Annotated in this window: 17 protein-coding genes; 9 read left to right on the top strand and 8 right to left on the bottom strand. The window is 49.6% G+C overall.

The window, feature by feature from the left end; translation table 11 throughout:
* The first annotated feature begins 11 nt into the window (after positions 1-11).
* From G6R28_RS03760 to G6R28_RS03720, 9 genes are all read left to right on the top strand, one after another.
* Entirely contained in the window at positions 12-1,235 is a 1,224-nt protein-coding gene (locus tag G6R28_RS03760; RefSeq protein ID WP_213792910.1) for a bifunctional folylpolyglutamate synthase/dihydrofolate synthase, read from the top strand.
* Positions 1,202-2,659 (top strand): MFS transporter, encoded by a 1,458-nt coding sequence (locus G6R28_RS03755; RefSeq protein ID WP_213792909.1) that lies wholly within the window; start codon positions 1,202-1,204, stop codon positions 2,657-2,659. The genes G6R28_RS03760 and G6R28_RS03755 overlap by 34 nt, the downstream gene beginning before the upstream one ends.
* A gap of 46 nt (positions 2,660-2,705) precedes the next feature.
* Positions 2,706-3,365 (top strand): JAB domain-containing protein, encoded by a 660-nt coding sequence (locus G6R28_RS03750; RefSeq protein ID WP_213792908.1) that lies wholly within the window; start codon positions 2,706-2,708, stop codon positions 3,363-3,365.
* 31 nt (positions 3,366-3,396) lie between these two features.
* A complete protein-coding gene (locus G6R28_RS03745; protein WP_213792907.1) occupies positions 3,397-4,365 on the top strand; it encodes a gluconeogenesis factor YvcK family protein in 969 nt (322 codons plus the stop codon).
* Positions 4,365-5,306: a DNA-binding protein WhiA gene (whiA, locus tag G6R28_RS03740; protein WP_213792906.1), complete on the top strand. Its 942-nt coding sequence runs from the start codon at positions 4,365-4,367 to the stop codon at positions 5,304-5,306. The genes G6R28_RS03745 and whiA overlap by 1 nt, the downstream gene beginning before the upstream one ends.
* An 86-nt stretch (positions 5,307-5,392) precedes the next feature.
* A complete protein-coding gene (locus tag G6R28_RS03735; RefSeq protein WP_213792905.1) occupies positions 5,393-6,001 on the top strand; it encodes an ATP-dependent Clp protease proteolytic subunit in 609 nt (202 codons plus the stop codon).
* A gap of 72 nt (positions 6,002-6,073) precedes the next feature.
* Positions 6,074-7,069 carry a D-2-hydroxyacid dehydrogenase gene (locus tag G6R28_RS03730; protein WP_213792904.1) on the top strand — a complete coding sequence of 332 codons (996 nt, stop codon included), beginning with the start codon at positions 6,074-6,076 and terminating at the stop codon, positions 7,067-7,069.
* Between the two features lie 53 nt (positions 7,070-7,122).
* Entirely contained in the window at positions 7,123-8,301 is a 1,179-nt protein-coding gene (locus G6R28_RS03725) for a PTS sugar transporter subunit IIC (protein ID WP_213792903.1), read from the top strand.
* An 81-nt stretch (positions 8,302-8,382) separates the two neighbouring features.
* Positions 8,383-8,640 (top strand): hypothetical protein, encoded by a 258-nt coding sequence (locus G6R28_RS03720; protein WP_213792902.1) that lies wholly within the window; start codon positions 8,383-8,385, stop codon positions 8,638-8,640.
* Between the two features lie 28 nt (positions 8,641-8,668).
* On the opposite strand, the gene G6R28_RS03715 is transcribed toward G6R28_RS03720, so the two are convergent.
* Genes G6R28_RS03715 through aroE form a run of 8 tightly spaced genes read right to left on the bottom strand, consistent with a single transcriptional unit; the run spans position 8,669 to position 16,163 of the window.
* A complete protein-coding gene (locus G6R28_RS03715) occupies positions 8,669-9,214 on the bottom strand; it encodes a hypothetical protein (RefSeq protein ID WP_213792901.1) in 546 nt (181 codons plus the stop codon).
* Positions 9,215-9,235: 21 nt separating this feature from the next.
* Positions 9,236-9,748 (bottom strand): shikimate kinase, encoded by a 513-nt coding sequence (locus tag G6R28_RS03710; protein ID WP_213792900.1) that lies wholly within the window; start codon positions 9,746-9,748, stop codon positions 9,236-9,238.
* Positions 9,741-10,601 (bottom strand): prephenate dehydrogenase, encoded by an 861-nt coding sequence (locus tag G6R28_RS03705; protein WP_213792899.1) that lies wholly within the window; start codon positions 10,599-10,601, stop codon positions 9,741-9,743. The genes G6R28_RS03710 and G6R28_RS03705 overlap by 8 nt, the downstream gene beginning before the upstream one ends.
* A 4-nt stretch (positions 10,602-10,605) precedes the next feature.
* Positions 10,606-11,880: a 3-phosphoshikimate 1-carboxyvinyltransferase gene (aroA, locus tag G6R28_RS03700; RefSeq protein WP_213792898.1), complete on the bottom strand. Its 1,275-nt coding sequence runs from the start codon at positions 11,878-11,880 to the stop codon at positions 10,606-10,608.
* A gap of 9 nt (positions 11,881-11,889) precedes the next feature.
* A complete protein-coding gene (gene aroC / locus G6R28_RS03695; protein ID WP_213792897.1) occupies positions 11,890-13,059 on the bottom strand; it encodes a chorismate synthase in 1,170 nt (389 codons plus the stop codon).
* Between the two features lie 22 nt (positions 13,060-13,081).
* Positions 13,082-14,521 carry an MFS transporter gene (locus tag G6R28_RS03690; RefSeq protein WP_213792896.1) on the bottom strand — a complete coding sequence of 480 codons (1,440 nt, stop codon included), beginning with the start codon at positions 14,519-14,521 and terminating at the stop codon, positions 13,082-13,084.
* Entirely contained in the window at positions 14,521-15,285 is a 765-nt protein-coding gene (aroD, locus tag G6R28_RS03685) for a type I 3-dehydroquinate dehydratase (protein ID WP_213792895.1), read from the bottom strand. The genes G6R28_RS03690 and aroD overlap by 1 nt, the downstream gene beginning before the upstream one ends.
* Complete coding sequence (aroE, locus tag G6R28_RS03680) at positions 15,282-16,163, bottom strand: shikimate dehydrogenase (protein WP_213792894.1); 882 nt, start codon at positions 16,161-16,163, stop codon at positions 15,282-15,284. Before aroE ends, aroD begins: the two co-directional genes overlap by 4 nt.
* Between the last annotated feature and the right edge of the window lie 174 nt (positions 16,164-16,337).

Here is a 16,337-nt window from a genome sequence, read left to right as displayed (position 1 = left end):
AGGGGGGCGCCATGACGATTGAAGAAGCACTGGCTTACATTCATTCAAGGCCAAAGGCCGGGAAAAAAGATAGCCAGGCCCGCATGGCCGCTCTCCTTTCTGCTTTAGAAAATCCCGAAAAAAGAATGCCGCCGGTCATTCACGTCACCGGGACCAACGGGAAGGGATCGGTTTCGACCATGCTTTCGTCGATTGGCCAAGCGGACGGTTTACGGGTTGGCCTCTTTACCTCGCCCTACATCGTTTCGTTCAACGACCGCTTTCAAATCAACGGTCAAGACATTGATGATGAAAGGCTGGCTCGCTATACAAAGCGGGTAAAAGAAGCGGTCGAGCGGGTTAAGGAAGAATCAAAGGGGACGCTTGCCGTCACCGAATTTGAAGTCGTGACGGCCATCATGTTTTGCTACTTTTCAGAAAGTCAGCTGGACTTGGCCGTTGTCGAGGTCGGCATTGGCGGTCGCTTTGACTCGACGAATTTCATGGAAACGACGGCCGTTGCGGTGGTGACCTCGGTTGCCTTGGATCACGAGCAGCTGCTTGGCAACACAATCGAAGCGATTGCCAAGCAAAAGGCCGGGATTTTCGTTTCTGGCCAACCGGTTGTGCTTGGACCTGCGTTGCCAGAAGAAGCCCTGACGGTCATGAAAGACGAGTGCCGGTCTTTGGCTTGTCCACTGCTGATTGCAAGCGGGCAAGAGCCGACTTTTAAAAGTGCTTTGCAGGGCAGCTTCCAACGGGAAAATACCCAGACGGCCGTTTTGGCTTACAAGACTTTTCGATCATCGGTTAGCGAGCAGACCATCGCAGACGGCCTGCAAAAAGCCTTTCTACCCGGCCGTTTTGAGGAAGTTCTAGCTGGTGTTTACTTGGATGGGGCCCATAACCCAGCGGGCTTGCAGTCCTTGCAAGAAAGCATCCACGAACGTTTTTCAGACGGGGCCGACCTGGTTATCGGTGCCTTGGCGGATAAGCATTTGGAACGAGCGCTGAGTCAGTTAGCAAAAGATCCACTGCTGTCTCTTTGGTCCTTTGATTACCAAGGACTACCTGGTCGACCAGGGATGGCCTTTGATCACTTTGCTCCAGAAACAAAGCCAATTAAAAGCGTCGAAGAAGCGCTTCAAATGAAGAAAAAAACCAAGCGACCGCTAATCTTTACCGGTTCGCTCTACTTTATTGCTGATGTTAGGAGGCAGTTATGTCAGATGAAAAAGTCCTCAGCCCAAGGCTGATTTTAAGCATTCTAGCCATTGCGTTGATTGCCTTTACCGATATTATGTTGGAAACGGCGCTAAACGTTTCCTTTCCGGTTTTGATGAAGAACCTCCACGTTGATGCCGCCACGGTTCAGTGGCTGACTTCCGGCGTGATCTTGTTGACCTCCATGGTCATTATCATGTCTTCTTGGTTGAAGGACCGTTTTAAAAACCGCTCGCAGTTTTTGGCTGCCGGCATCATTTCGCTGGTTGGAATTTTGATTGATGCCATTTCTAACCAATTCCCCATGATTCTCTTTGGTCGATTGCTGCAAGGTGTCGGTGCTGGGGTTGGTTTACCCTTGATGAACAACGTCATCTTTGAGCAGGTGCCCGTTAACCGACGGGGAACGATGGTCGGCTTGGCCTCTTTGATTGTTTCCTTCTCACCAGCCTTGGGCCCTGCCTTTGGTGGCTTTTTGACCGATGCCTTTGGTTGGCACATGGTCTTCTGGGTGGTCATTCCCATCCAGCTCTTCTCACTTTTTTTGGGTTGGTTTACGATTGATCAGACTGTTGAAACGAAAAAAGTCCGCTTCGACATCGTTGGTTGGTTACTTCTTTCCTCCTTCTTTGTTGGTGGTTTGATCACCATCGATCGCTTCTCGGCCGATGGCCTTTGGAACTTGCCAAGCTTGGTGGCACTGGCTGCCTTTGTCTTTGGTATTCTGGGTTATTACTTCTACGCTCGCAACGAGAAGGAACCGCTGCTTTCACCAAAGATGTTTGCTAAGCCAATGTTCCGTTTGGCCGTCTCCTCGGCCTTCATTTTGCAGATGGTCAACTTAACCTTTAACTACGCCATTCCAATGGGGCTGCAGCTCATCTTGCACCAGAATTCTTCCGTGGCCGGCTTGGCCCTCTTCCCAGGAGCCCTTGGCCTGGCCTTCATGGCGGTGATTTCTGGAAACCTCTACGACCGTTTTGGAGCTCGTTTGCCAAACAACATTGGCCTTGGTTTGATTTTCTTTGGTGTTCTTTTCATGACGGTTCTGCCCTTTACGGTCTTGACCGCCACGATTGGCTTCATCCTCATGCAGTTGGGGGTTGGCTTCTGGAACGGAAACAACATGACCAACGCCATCTCCAATATGGACCGGCAGTACCACAACGCCGGAAACTCAATCTTTGCGGCCGTTAACAACTATTCGGCCGCCGTCGGGATTGCCCTGGCCGCTTCGATTGTTTCGGTCTTCCAAAACAGCCACGGCTCCGATATGGCCAAGGGCACTTCGCTCGGTATCATGTGGACCTACATCATGGACTTGGTTCTCGTGGTCCTTGCTATGTTCATGTCTTTGAAAGTCATGAAGATGACCAATCCCCGTGCCAACGATGGCCGGGTGGTTGCCCGTATCCAAAAGACGGTTGATCAAGTGAAGAGCACCGTTAAGAAATAAATGGATAAATTACCTGTTTTTTCGTGTCACCCGTTGGGGGGACAATATGAAAAAACAGGTTTTTTCTTTTTACGAGGCCTTGGGTGAAGATGCGGCAGTTGAAAGTGCCCGCTTTGATCTTTACTTTCCAAAGGGCTTTGACTTTCTTTCTTTGGATAGCGAAACGGCCGCCGACTTTATCTCGGAGAATCCGCGCGTGAACAGGGCCTTACTGCACGCCCTTTTCGCTGGCCAGCAGATGCAACAACACGCTCAGAACCGGTTGATTTCAGCAAAGCACTCGGAGGTTTTTGGCCGCTTTGCCCAAGCGGAAATCGGTTCGTTAAAACAAGAGCAGGTCTTTTTGGCTTCGCTGAATACCCAGCTGGATTTGATTGGTTGGGAGGTGGTCTTTGTTGGAACTTTAACCGAAGTTTCGGCATCGCCACGTGAAATCTTTCAAAAGGCCCTGCAAAAAAACGCCTACGCGATGATTATTGCCCATAACCATCCCTCTGGCCAGGTCCAACCATCCGTTGAAGACCGGCGCTTTACAAGAAGGCTGTCCGACCTGGGGGAGCAGCTGGGGCTACCGCTGCTGGATGCCTTCATTGTCACCAAGGAGGCTTACTGGTCAATGGTGGAAGAAGAGGGGGGCTTGGTCGAAGAATTTCCAACAAAAAAACGCCTTCCCCAACCGGTTTTAACCAGAAAAATGGTAAACTAGGGGAGAAGTTTCAAACGAAAGGGGCCAACACATGCCTGCAAAAATCGTGATGATTGGTGGTGGATCGGGCCTGCCCGTCATTATCCAGCCACTTGTCAAAGCCGATGTGGACTTGACCGCCATTGTGACGGTCGCAGACGACGGTGGTTCGTCTGGTCTGCTCCGTGATTATGTCAACATTATTCCACCTGGGGATATCCGGAACATTTTGGTGGCGATGTCCACAGCCGACCAAGAACTCTTGGATCTTTTCCAATACCGTTTCCAAACCCATGACGACTTTTTAGCCAAGCATGCGGTGGGAAACCTCTTGATTGCGGCCCTAACCGAAATGACCGGGGACGTTTCCGAAGCCATTGCTCGCTTGGCTAAGTATTTAAAGATTAAGGGCCAGGTCTATCCGGTTTCAAAGGAACCCCTGATTTTAAAGGCGGAAACGGTGGCTGGCCAGAAACTGTCTGGTGAAGCAGCCATTACGGCCGCTCACCAAGCCCTGGATTCCGTCTGGGTCGGGCCTTCCGTGGAAGGTCAAACGATTCAGGCTAATCCAGATGCCGTCGACGCGATTTTGTCAGCCGACATGATTGTGTATGGACCGGGGTCGCTCTTTACCTCCATTTTGCCCAACATCGTGGTGCCAGGCATTCGAGAAGCCCTGCAGGCAACCCCTGCTAAGCAGGTTTACATTGCCAACATCATGACGCAAAAGGGTGAAACGGATGCCTATACCGATGCCGAACACCTGGCCGTCTTGAACCGCCATTTGGGTAAGCCGATGGTGGATGCTGTTTTGACCAACCAGAGCGAAGTGCCCGACGACTTTGTCGATTACCAACGCTGGGGAGAGATTTCGACCCAGGTGAAACAGGATCCAATGGCCATTGAGGCCGAAGGGGCGACGGTGGTTTCACGGGACTTTTTGCTCCTTCGTGACGCCGGTGCCTTTCACGATGGGCAAAAGGTTGCTAGCGTCTTGCTCGACCAACTGGAGAATGACTAATGTCCTTTGCAGCGGAAGTGAAGAAGGAACTAACCGGTCGAATCGTCTCAGACGATGCGGCCAAACCTGAACTAGCGGCCCTCCTGCAGATGAACGGGGTGACGACGCTAGGCTTTGAGCAAGAGATCCGGGTTCAGACCGATAATCCGGCCATTGCCCGGCGAATCTTTTCCTTGATTCGCCAATCCTATCCGGAGGCCGATGTCGACTTTAACGTCAAGCAGCAGTTTGCCCTGTCGGAGCACAAGGTGGTGACCGTGGTGCTCCATTCCCATGTCGAAGAGATTCTAGCGGATTTGGGGGTCGACCCCTTTGGCTTGGACCAATCGGTGCCCGCATGGTTGCTAAACACCGAAGATAAGCGGGCGGCCTTTTTGCGCGGCGCCTTTTTGGCTGCTGGTTCCGTTAACTCCCCTGAAAAGTCGAACTACCACTTAGAGATTTCGACTGGCCAAGAGGGTTTGGCCGATCAGTTGCTGGACTTGATTGAAGACTTTTTGATGCCGGTGAAGATGATTACCCGATCAAAGCACTACGTTTTGTACATGAAGCGCTCGGATAAGATTGTTGAATTCATGAAACTGATTGGGGCGACGGCGACCATGTTGCGCTTTGAAGACGTACGCCTGGCAAAAGACATGCGCAATTCGGCCAACCGGATGATGAACGCTGACATGGCCAATCTTCAAAAGGTGGCTGATGCGGCCAATGCCCAGGTTCAAACGATTCTGACAATCCAATCTGAGATTGGCGATTTAGACGAACTGCCGGCCAAGCTGGCCGACTTTGCCAGGGCCCGTTTGGAGCACCCGGATGCGTCCTTGACCGAAATTGGCGATTACCTTGAAATTTCAAAGTCCGGCGCCAACCACCGGATGCGCAAGCTAAAGGAAATGGCCAAGCAAATCGACGAGGGTACTTTTAATCCTGATCAACTTTAAAAAAAGAGGCCGAGGCCTCTTTTTATTTTAGAAAGACTTTGTTTTGCGTTACAATAGAATACTAAAGAAGATAAAAGGAGATTACTATGTGGCCAGGTGTTATTGAACAAACCGCAAACGGACGCGAGTCCTATGATTTGCCATCACGACTTTTGAAGGACCGGATTATTCTGGTTCAAGGCGAGGTGGAAGACGGCATGGCAACGTCCATTGTTGCCCAACTGCTCTTCTTGGAAGCCCAAGACCCTGACAAGGAAATTTCCATGTACATTAACTCACCAGGTGGTTCTGTTACGGCTGGTTTGTCGATTGTTGATGCCATGAACTTTATCAAGGCTCCAGTGACAACCATCGTCATGGGCTTGGCCGCCTCAATGGGGACGATTATCGCCTCATCCGGTGAAAAGGGTCAGCGCTTCATGCTTCCAAATGCCGAATACCTGATTCACCAACCAATGGGTGGCGCTGCTGGTGGCACGCAACAATCCGATATGGCCATCATTGCCGAGCAATTGACCAAGACTCGTAACAAGTTGAACAAGATTTTGGCTGATAATTCTGGTAAGGATTTGAAGACAATTGCCCGGGATACCGAACGTGACTACTGGATGTCGGCCGAAGAGACGCTAAAATACGGACTAATCGACGGCATTATGGAAAAAGCCGGCGAAAAGCCAATTACCTTGAAAAAATAAGCACGAACCCTGGCGGGGACTTTGTGTTTGAAGTATAATGAACATACAGAAAAAATATTTGGAGGACGAATCATGAAAGTTTTTGCTTACGGAATTCGTGAAGATGAAAAGCCAGCCTTGAAGGACTGGGAATCACAGAACCCTGACGTTGAGGTTGAATACACGGACCAACTGTTGACGCCTGAAACGGCTAAGTTGGCCAAGGGTGCTGATTCAGCTGTTGTTTACCAACAAATGGACTACACGAAGGAAACGTTGGAAGCATTGGCAGCAGCCGGTGTGAAGAACATGTCACTCCGTAACGTTGGAACCGATAACATCGATTTCGACGCTGCCAAGGCATTGGGATTCAACATTTCAAACGTGCCCGTTTACTCACCAAACGCCATTGCAGAACACTCAATGATTCAATTGTCTCGTTTGCTTCGTCGTACGAAGCCAATGGACGCCAAGGTTGCTAAGCACGACTTGCGTTGGGCACCAACCATCGGTCGTGAAATGCGCATGCAAACGGTTGGTATCATCGGAACTGGCCACATTGGTCGCGTTGCCATCAACATCTTGAAGGGCTTCGGCGCAAAGGTTATCGCTTACGACAAGTTCCCTAACCCTGAATTGCAAAAGGAAGGCTTGTACGTTGACACGTTGGACGAATTGTACGCCCAAGCTGATGCCATTTCATTGTACGTGCCAGGTGTTCCTGAAAACGATCACATGATCAACAAGGATTCCATCGCTAAGATGAAGGACGGCGTTGTTATCGTTAACGTTGCCCGTGGAAACTTGATGGACATCGATGCCGTTATCGACGGTTTGAACTCAGGAAAGATTTCTGACTTCGCCATGGACGTTTACGAAAAGGAAGTTGGCCTCTTCAACAAGGACTGGTCTGGTAAGGAATTCCCTGATCCAAAGATTGCCGACTTGATTGCTCGTGAAAACGTATTGGTTACGCCTCACATCGCCTTCTACACGACAAAGGCCGTTTCAGAAATGGTTCACCAATCATTTGACGCCGCTGTGTCATTTGCTAAGGGTGAAACGCCAGCGATCGCGGTTAAGTACTAATTACGTGCTTTGACCCCAAGCGAACCTTGGGGTCTTTTTTTAGGAGAGAGAAAATGTCAGAAAACGTAATGCCGGAAAGCAAGCCATTGCCTGTTTTTTCTGGAAAAGAAAACCTGCACTTGAAGGACTTTTTCTTCAAGGTTTTGTCAGGTTCAGCAAACGGTATCTTGATTGGTGTTTTGCCATCAGCCGTGATGAAGTACATCATCCAGTACTCTGGATTGGGTAATACCCAATGGGGGGCTGACTTTTCAGCCATCTTGACGCTCTTTACGTCAATGATTCCATTCTTGATTGGTATGGCCGTTGCCATGAACTTCAAGATGAAGGTCTTGGATACTGGAGTTGTCGCCCTGGCAACGATGGTGGCCTCAAACTCCGTTACCTGGGGAATGGCCAAGGCCGGAACGGTCAACCCATTGACCCACAAGACTTTGGCAGCACCTACCCGCCTCTACATGGCAGCCGGTGCTGGTGACGTCATCAACGCCATGTTGGTTGCGGCCATTGCGGTCTTGGTCATCTGGTTGGTTTCCCGCTACTTGAACGGCTTTGGCTCCGTTGCCATCATCTTGTCACCAATCTTGATTGGTGGTGGTGTTGGTTTGCTTGGTAAGGAAATCGCGCCAACGGTTGGTAAGTTGACCACCTGGATCGGTGACGTGGTTGAGTCCTTCACGAAGTTGGCCCCTGTGCCAATGGCAATCTTGATTGCCATGGCCTTTGCCGTGATCATTGTGACGCCAATCTCAACGGTTGGAATCGCTTTGGCCATTAACCTGACTGGAATTGGTTCCGGTGCCGCTGCCATGGGTGTTGTCGCAACGACGGTTGTCTTATTGATCAACTCATGGTCAGTCAACAAGAAGGGAACCACGGTTGCCATCTTCTTGGGTGCCATGAAGGGAATGATGCCATCGGTCTTCAAGAAGCCCGTCACGCTCTTGCCATTCATGTTCGCCGCTGCCTTGTCCGGCATTCCGGTCGCACTCTTCAACGTCCAGGGAACGGCCATTACTGCCGGCTTTGGTTACATCGGAATGGTGTCACCATTGCAGTCTGTAATTAAGGATACCGCCATTCCATCAACGGTCATGTCAAACTTTGTTTCACCAGTTATTGCCTTGATTGCTTGGTTCGTTGTCCCAGTCATTGCTGGTATCTTGGCTCAGCTTGTCTTCTCAAAGATGCTGAAGCTTTACCAACCAGCTGACTTTAAGCAAGATTTGTAAAATGTCTTTTACGAAAAAGCCGTTCATTGGACGGCTTTTTTTGTTATCATAACCCTTAGTAAAGTCGATTAAGGAGTCACGATGTTTCCACTTTTAAAAACAACCTTATTACGGGGCGCCCGCGTTAGCCGGGTACGTCCAGTACGGTCTGGCCGAACGGGCCGTTCCTATAGCCGTCGCTCCTCTGGTTTTGGTGGTGGCTTTGGCCGTTGGATTGCCCGCGGCCTCTTTTGGAGTTTGGGCTGGCACATTGGCGCAGAATTGGCCTCGTTCTTTGGCTTCTTTGGCCTGCTCATCATCATTATTCTTGTCCTCTGGTTTGTTAGAAGACGCCGTTAAAAAAGCGAACGCGTGAGCGTTCGCTTTTTTACTTGATTTGATAGAGGCACCAGATCATTTCGGGCTGGAAGCGTTCGATAATACGATGGGATGCCTTGAGCTTTACTTCTGCGTTTTGGCTGAAGATAGCGTATTGATAATCACCTTTTAGAAAGGAATCGGCAGCCAGTGGTTTAGCCGGGACGTAGTCAACATCGAGGCTGAGCATATTTTGGCTGGCAAAGTCATCTAGCAGTGCGGTGGTCGTCTTGTGGCTGACGGCTTTGCCATTTTGCACTTCGGTGTTTTCAACTAAGAGCATTTCCATGGTGGGCGCTGCCCAAGTCTTTTGAATGGAAAGCTCTTGCCAGTGGGCATAGTGCTGGCTGGTCCAGCTATCACCAGCAGGGCCCTGATAGCCAACGGGAACTAAGAAGTAGTCACCCTTGTACGTAGCCAGATTGGCATAGACGGAGGAAAAGTCGGGGTGGAGCTGAATGGGAAGGCCCCGATAGTGGGGGTCCTCATCTTGTAAGGTACGGGCTGCTAGGTTCGCGTCGGTTTCCTTGGGACCAAGGGTATGGATAAGAGGCATAAACGATTCCTTTCTGTTTAATCAGACGTTTTTTAGTGCTTCAATAATTTCTTTGGCAATTTCTTTCGGTGTTTTCTGGTCGACTTGGATAATTAAATCAGCTGTCTTACCGTATTTTTCCCGCCGAGAATCTTTTAGGGCAATTAAGTCATCCACGCTTTTATCGGCTAAGATGGGGCGCTTATCCCAGTCTTCACCAGATAGGTTGGCGATGGTGGTTTCATCGGATGGCTGTAACCAAATAACTGGCCGGTCGTGTTGGATTAAAATTTCCTGGTTCACGGCCTGGCAGGCAGTGCCACCCCCGGTTGCTAAAATATTTTCACTGTCTAGTTCAGTAATGAGTTGGTTCGCTTCGATTTTTCGGAAGGCAGCTTCACCCATGTTGGAAAAGAATTCAGGGATCGTTTGACCGATTCGATTTTCAATGACTAAATCCAAATCGGAGAAGGGGATATTCAATTGTTTGGCAAGTTCACGGCCAACGGTTGTTTTACCGGAGCCCATGAAGCCGATTAAAATTGGATTATTCATGTTCTTTCTCCATTTGAATGCGATCTTTTTGGGTTGCACTTAGTTGGTTAAAAAGTTTCTTTTCCTGACCGTTTTCGATATACTTTTTCAACTTTTGTACTTCTTTTTCAAAGTCCGTAATTTCGGCTAGGACCTGGTTCGGGTTCGACAGGAAGATGCTGGTCCACATGGTGGGGTCAGCCTTGGCAATCCGGCTAGCATCCAAGAAGCCAGCAGCTGGCTTTCCCCAGTCAACATCCGATTCTCGCTGGTCCTTTGCCACTGTTTCGGCTAAGGCAAAGGCGAGTAGGTGGGGTAGGTGAGAAGAGCTGGCCACAATGTGGTCGTGGCTCTTGGCATCGACCATTCGAAAGTCAAAGCGTGCTGCGGAAAGTAAGTCTTCGAAATCCTGAACTTCTTCTTGGCTGGTATTTTCTTGAATGAGGAAGTAAGTGTGGTCTACCAAGCGCCCTGGGTTGGCATTTGCTGCACCAGAAAGATGAGAACCGGCCATTGGGTGACCAGCCAAGAAGGCGGTTCCTTTTGCCATCAATGTCTGGGCACTCTTTTCAATCTGGACCTTTGAAGAACCAACGTCGGTGACGACGGCACCAGACTTTAAATCGAGCTTAGCAAGTTCTTCTAGGCGTTGGCAGATGACCGCCACTGGGCTAGCTAAGAAAATCCAGTCGGCCTTTTTGGCACCTTCATCGAAAGCAACGGATGCTTCAACAGTGCCAGACTGTATCATTACCTGAAGGTTTTCGGGATTTGGGTCATGCGCGATGATTTTGACATCTGGCTGACTCTCTTTCATTAATTCCGCAAGGCTGGCGCCGATAAAGCCCAAGCCGTCGATAAAGACTGTGGTCATGTTCTTACTTCCTTAGTAGTTGGTTTAGGTCCTTGGTAAAGTTGGGGTAGGATACCGCCATGCAGTCTTCATCTCGGATGTTGACTGCTTGGTCAGTTAAGAGGCTAGCGACTTTTAAAGTCATGGCAATGCGGTGATCACCGTATGATTCGAGTTGCTTGTCTGCCACATGGAGTGGTTCTGTTGAACCAGTAATGATAAGTCCGTCTGGCTTTTCCTCAATTTGAATGCCAAGCTTTTTGAATTCGGTGGCAATCGCGGCCAAGCGGTCGGATTCCTTAACACGTAATTCAGCTGCACCAGAGATAGTGGAGACACCGTCAGCACGGGCGGCAAGAAGAGCCAGGATTGGTACTTCGTCGACCAGAGCGGGGATGTCTTCTTCGGTGATGTTAAATGGCTTTAAAGGTCCAGCCTGAATGGTTAAGTTAGCCATTGGTTCACCGGCTGTGTCGATTGAATCAATTGTTAAGTCAGCGTCCATCTGTTCTAACAACTTGATGATTCCGGTACGGGTGGGGTTCATCCCAACGGATTCGATGGTAATCTTTGAACCAGGAACGATAGCACCAGCCACCAGGAAGAAGGCGGCTGAGGAGATATCTGAAGGAACAAGCACTTCTTGTCCCTTTAGTGGATAACCAGGGCGAATGTGAATCTTATCCCCAGTTTGTTCGATACTTTCTGGTGAGAAAAGAGCTAACATTCGTTCGCTGTGGTCACGGCAAGGAAGTGGTTCTTCAATCACCGTTTCGTCCTCGGCCGTCAAGGCAGCCAATAAAATGGCGGACTTCACCTGGGCTGAAGCAACGGGTAAACGGTAGTTGATACCGTGTAATGCCTGCCCCTTCACCGTCATTGGCAAATGGCCTTCGGTAGCGGCTAGTTCAGCACCCATTTGGGTCAAAGGCGCGATGACACGGTCCATTGGACGCTTGGACAAGGAGGCGTCACCAATCATGCGGCTTTTAAAGTCCTGCCCGGCCAAAAGCCCGGCTAGTAAGCGGGTTGAAGTGCCAGAGTTCTGCATGTTGAGATCTGCTGAGCTAGCTGACAGACCGTTTAAGCCGACGCCGTGCACGATTAATTCGCCGCCTTGTTCGTCGATTGAAACACCCATTTGACGAAAGGCCTGAAGGGTTGCCAAGCAGTCGTTTGAACGAAGAAAGTTTTTAACGTGAGTGTCGCCTTCTGCAATAGCCCCAAAAATGATGGCACGGTGGGAAATTGATTTGTCACCGGGGACCTGGATGCTTCCTTTTAAAGTCGGGGTTGTCATAGGTGCTCCTTAGAAGTTCTTCAATTCTTCGCGGTAGTCTTGAACCTGCTTTTTCAAGCGGTCGATTTGGGAACCGTCGAAGGTTTCTGTGATGGCCTTGGCCAATTCGATGGCCACCACCGATTCAATCACGATGGAGGCTGGCACAATGGCGGTCGTGTCCGAACGTTCCACCGTTGCCTTCTTGATTTCCTTTGAGTTGATGTCTGCGGACTGTAATGGCTTGTAGAGGGTTGGAATCGGCTTCATGGCTGCCTTAACAATGACGGGCATACCGTTTGTCATACCACCTTCGAAACCACCCAAGTGATCGGAATTACGAGTGAAGCCCTTGCCTTCTTCCCAGTCGATTTCATCCATGACTTGGGAACCTGGGCGAACGGCATTCTCAAAGCCGTCACCGATTTCGCAGCCCTTCATGGCGTTGACGCCGACAACAGCACCAGCGACTTTGGCATCGAGTTTGGTATCCCAAGAGGTGTAGGAACCAAGGCCGGCTGGCAAGTTGGTTGCCACAACTCGGATGACACCGCCGAGAGTGTCACCTTCGCGCTTGGCCTGGTCGATTCGGTCGTGGATTTCTTCGACCTTACTTTGGTCCAAGATGCGGAGGTCGTTTTTTTGGATACCCGCTTCGATTCTGGCAACGTCAGTTGAAAGGTCACCAGCGGCTTGGATACCGCCGATTGATTCAACGTGTCCGACAATCTTGACGTCCAATGCTTCTAAGACCTGCTTACAAATGTTTCCAATGGCCACACGCATGGCGGTTTCACGAGCAGAAGACCGTTCCAAGACGTTGCGCATATCCCGATGGCCGTACTTCATACCACCAACAAGGTCGGCATGGCCGGGCCGTGGACGTGAAACAGCACGCAGCGTGTTCTCAGCGTTTGCAGGCGTGACGGGGTCCATGATTTTGGACCACTGGGCGTGGTCGCGGTTCTTAATCGTTAAGGCAATCGGTGAGCCCAAAGTCACGCCGTGACGAACACCCCCGGTGATGATGACTTGGTCATGTTCAATCTTTTGACGGTTACCACGACCGTAGCCACCCTGACGGGCGGAAAGGGCAGCGTTGATTTCGTCAATGTCTAAGTGAAGGCCGGCGGGAATGCCAGTTAAAATACCAGAAAGTTCTGGTCCGTGTGATTCGCCTGCGGTAATGTAGTTGATCATGATGTTTTCCTCTTTTTTTTGATTAGTTGTCTTGTTTCGATACTTGATAAGCCTTTGATTCATTCATCATGGCCTGCCAGATGGCTTGGTTATATGGAATGAGTGCTTTTTTTTGACTGTTCTTAGCAATCTTATCAAGCACTTTTTGTTCACGGGACAAGTCTTCGACGGCGATGTCGTCTTGCTGCTTGAAGCGGATAACATCTTCGACGGCGGTGAAGCGTTGCTCGGATAAGCGAAGTAGCTGCTTATCAATCCGGTCGATTTCCTTGCGGGCGTCCTTTAGTGACTGCGCTTCCTTTGGAAGAAGGGCGTAGAAAACGATGGCGATGGAAAAGGACATGAGGGCCATGGAAGAATCGGCTAGGATGATGTTGATGTTTGGGTTCTTAATCAACAGTCCGGTAATAATTGGCACCGCGAAGGAGGCCAGCGATCCGAAGATGAAGAAGGTTCCCGTCATCAAGCCTTTGTTCTTAGCTGTTAGCGATAGCAAGCTATTTAAGGCAATTTGCATCAAACCGCCGGCGGCTGAGAAACCGAAGACAAGGGTGGAGATGTTAGCCACTGTTTCGATTGAGCTCATTGACAAAGTCACAATGGATAGGAGTGAAAGGGTGTTCAACAATAGGAAGAGTTCTTTTTTAATGTTGAAGCGGCGAAGTACAGTTACTACTGTAAGAACACCAGTAATGGAACCGATACTGTAGAGGGAGAGTAGGAAGTGGGCCACCGACTTCGAGAAGCCAACGCCCGTTGCGTAGATGGTAATCCACTGGGTGAACCAGATCATCACGGCCATTGATGAGAAACCGTAAAGGAGCAAAGCGGCCATTAGAACGGTCTTGCGAATGCCATGTAGAGCAACTGACTGGCTTGGCTTTTCTTCGACTTTGGCCTGTTGAATCTTCTTGATCGGTAAGGTCCAAATGTTGATAAAGTTCAAAGCTAGGATGGCTGCCGGAACCATGAAGGAAAGACCGAACCAGAGGTTGTTATCAGATAGGTAGAGAACAATCAGTGGAAGGATGAACTCACCGGTTGAGATGAAAGCCTTTAGCAAAACCGTGTTTGAGGTACTCTTCTTGGAGATTTCCTCTAGCAGTGGGTAGGTCGCCGAATCCATGGCGGAGTTTGCAACACCAGCTAGGATGGTTAAGCCGTATGCCATAGCCACCGAGGTGTTGATTGGCGTTAGTACCAAGAATAGGAAGTAAGTGGTAATTCCAATTAATAAGGAAGTCTTACGACCAAAGTGGTCGGAGATGAAACCCATTAGGAGGTAAGCAACCAAACGGCCAATTCCAATTCCAGATAGAACGAAGGAAGCGGCGGTTAAGGTACTCGACCAGTTATGAGCAAGTTGGATCAAATTCTGAGTTAGAATGATCATGCCAAAACCGTGAACCAGGTAGTTGGCGTATAGTCCGGCTCGAAGTCGGTTAGTGACTTGTGTATTCATTAGCTATCTCCTTCTAGGGTGTGTTGAATGCTGCGCAGGTTGTTGATTTCAATTTGACCTGGCGCTGATGCCTGTTCTTTAGTTAAGCACGCAAAGGTAATGGCGGAGTGGGTAATATGATTGGCCACTCGTGTCACGGAACCAAGTTGGCCCATGGCCATGGTAACGATTGGTTCAGGGGATTTGCGAGCAGCCTGCTGACTGAAGGACATGAGCTGAAGAACGTCTTCTGTGGTGTGAGGCATCACGGCGACTTTTAAAACATCGGCCTTTGCTGACTGCATCTTGTTGAAGGTGTTCTCTAGTTGTTCAGTACTGGGCGTGTTGTTAAAGTCGTGGAAAGATGCGATGACAATTTTATCAAGTTGATGGATGGCTTTGACTGCTTCTTCCACGATGCATGCCTCACGGTTGATCTCAACGTCGACCATGTCAACTGGTAACTCGGCCAAGCGTTTCAAGATCCGTTCGTAGTCGGCAGGGCGAATGGTTTGTTCGCCACCCTCTTCCTTTGTTCGATAGGTTGCGATAATTGGTGTTTCAGGGAATGCTTGGCGAATGCTAGAAGAGATTTCCACTAAGGTTGCATCGTCTTGCCACTTTTCCAAGAAGTCCACGCGCCATTCGACAATGTCAGGGTTCGCTTCTTGAATAGTGGGCAGTAACTTTGTGAGTTCATCTGGTGTCACCACTGTGATGGGAATGGCCACCTTGGCTGGGCCACTTCCAACTGCAATGTTTCGTGTATAAACGGCTTCTGTCATTTTTCTTTATCCTTTTCGGCCATGGCCTGTTCTACTAAGTCGATGGGCATTTCTTGTCCCGTCCATAGTTTGAAGGCGGCTGCTCCTTGTTCAACCATCATGCCGAGTCCGTTGTAGACGTTTTTAACGCCTGCTTTCTTGGCAACTTCCATGAGCTTTGTGGTGCGTGGGGCGTAAACGGTGTCGTAAATCACGAGGTCTTCTTTTAACCAACTTGGGTCGTTAACCAATGCCTTGCCTTCCAAAGGCTTCATGCCAACACCAGTGGCATCCACGTAGATGTCAGCCCAGGCAAGTGCTGCCTTGAAGGCTTCCCCGTCTTCTAATGTAAAAGTCGAAGCAACAGCACCAGAGTTTTCGTTAATGCTATCCGCAATTTCTTCGGCTTTTTTTAAATGGCCGTCTTTACGGTTGGCAATACGAATATCGCTGGCGCCTTCAATTGCTGATTGAGCGGCGATTGGAATACCAGCGCCACCGGCACCAACGATTAGCATCTTTTTACCAGCAACATCATGCCCCTTCTTTTTAAGGTCGTTGACGAACCCAACACCGTCCGTTGTGTAACCGGTTAAGACGCCGTCGTCGTTGACCACCGTGTTGACGGCGCCGGTCATCTTAGCTGAGATATCCAACTTGTCTAAATGGGGGATGATGGCCTGCTTGTTCGGCATGGATACGTTTGATCCACGCATGTCCAAAGTACGAATGGCTTTGACACCATCGGCTAACTGATGTCCATCAATGTCGAAGGCTAGGTAAGCGTAGTTTAAGTTCAACGCCTCAAAAGCTGTGTTATGCATGGTTGGTGACATGGAGTGGCGAATTGGGTATGCCATCAAGCCGATTAAAATTGTGTGTCCATCGATTCTTGTCATTGTGTCTTCCTCGTATTTTTTTAAATAAAAAAGGCCGACTAGGAAAACCTAGTCGGCCTAAAAATTGTGTGGAAAAAATTCCGAACAAAATTCATCAATCGCTGACTAGGGGTGCACCTAGTCAGCCGAGTTAAAAATGACTCTTACTACTTAGATGCGAACGTGTCGGCACGT

This window comes from Fructobacillus papyrifericola (genome assembly GCF_018437235.1).
In the GTDB taxonomy this organism is placed as follows: Bacteria; Bacillota; Bacilli; order Lactobacillales; family Lactobacillaceae; genus Fructobacillus; species Fructobacillus papyrifericola.
This window is presented reverse-complemented; position numbering and strand designations above follow the sequence as displayed.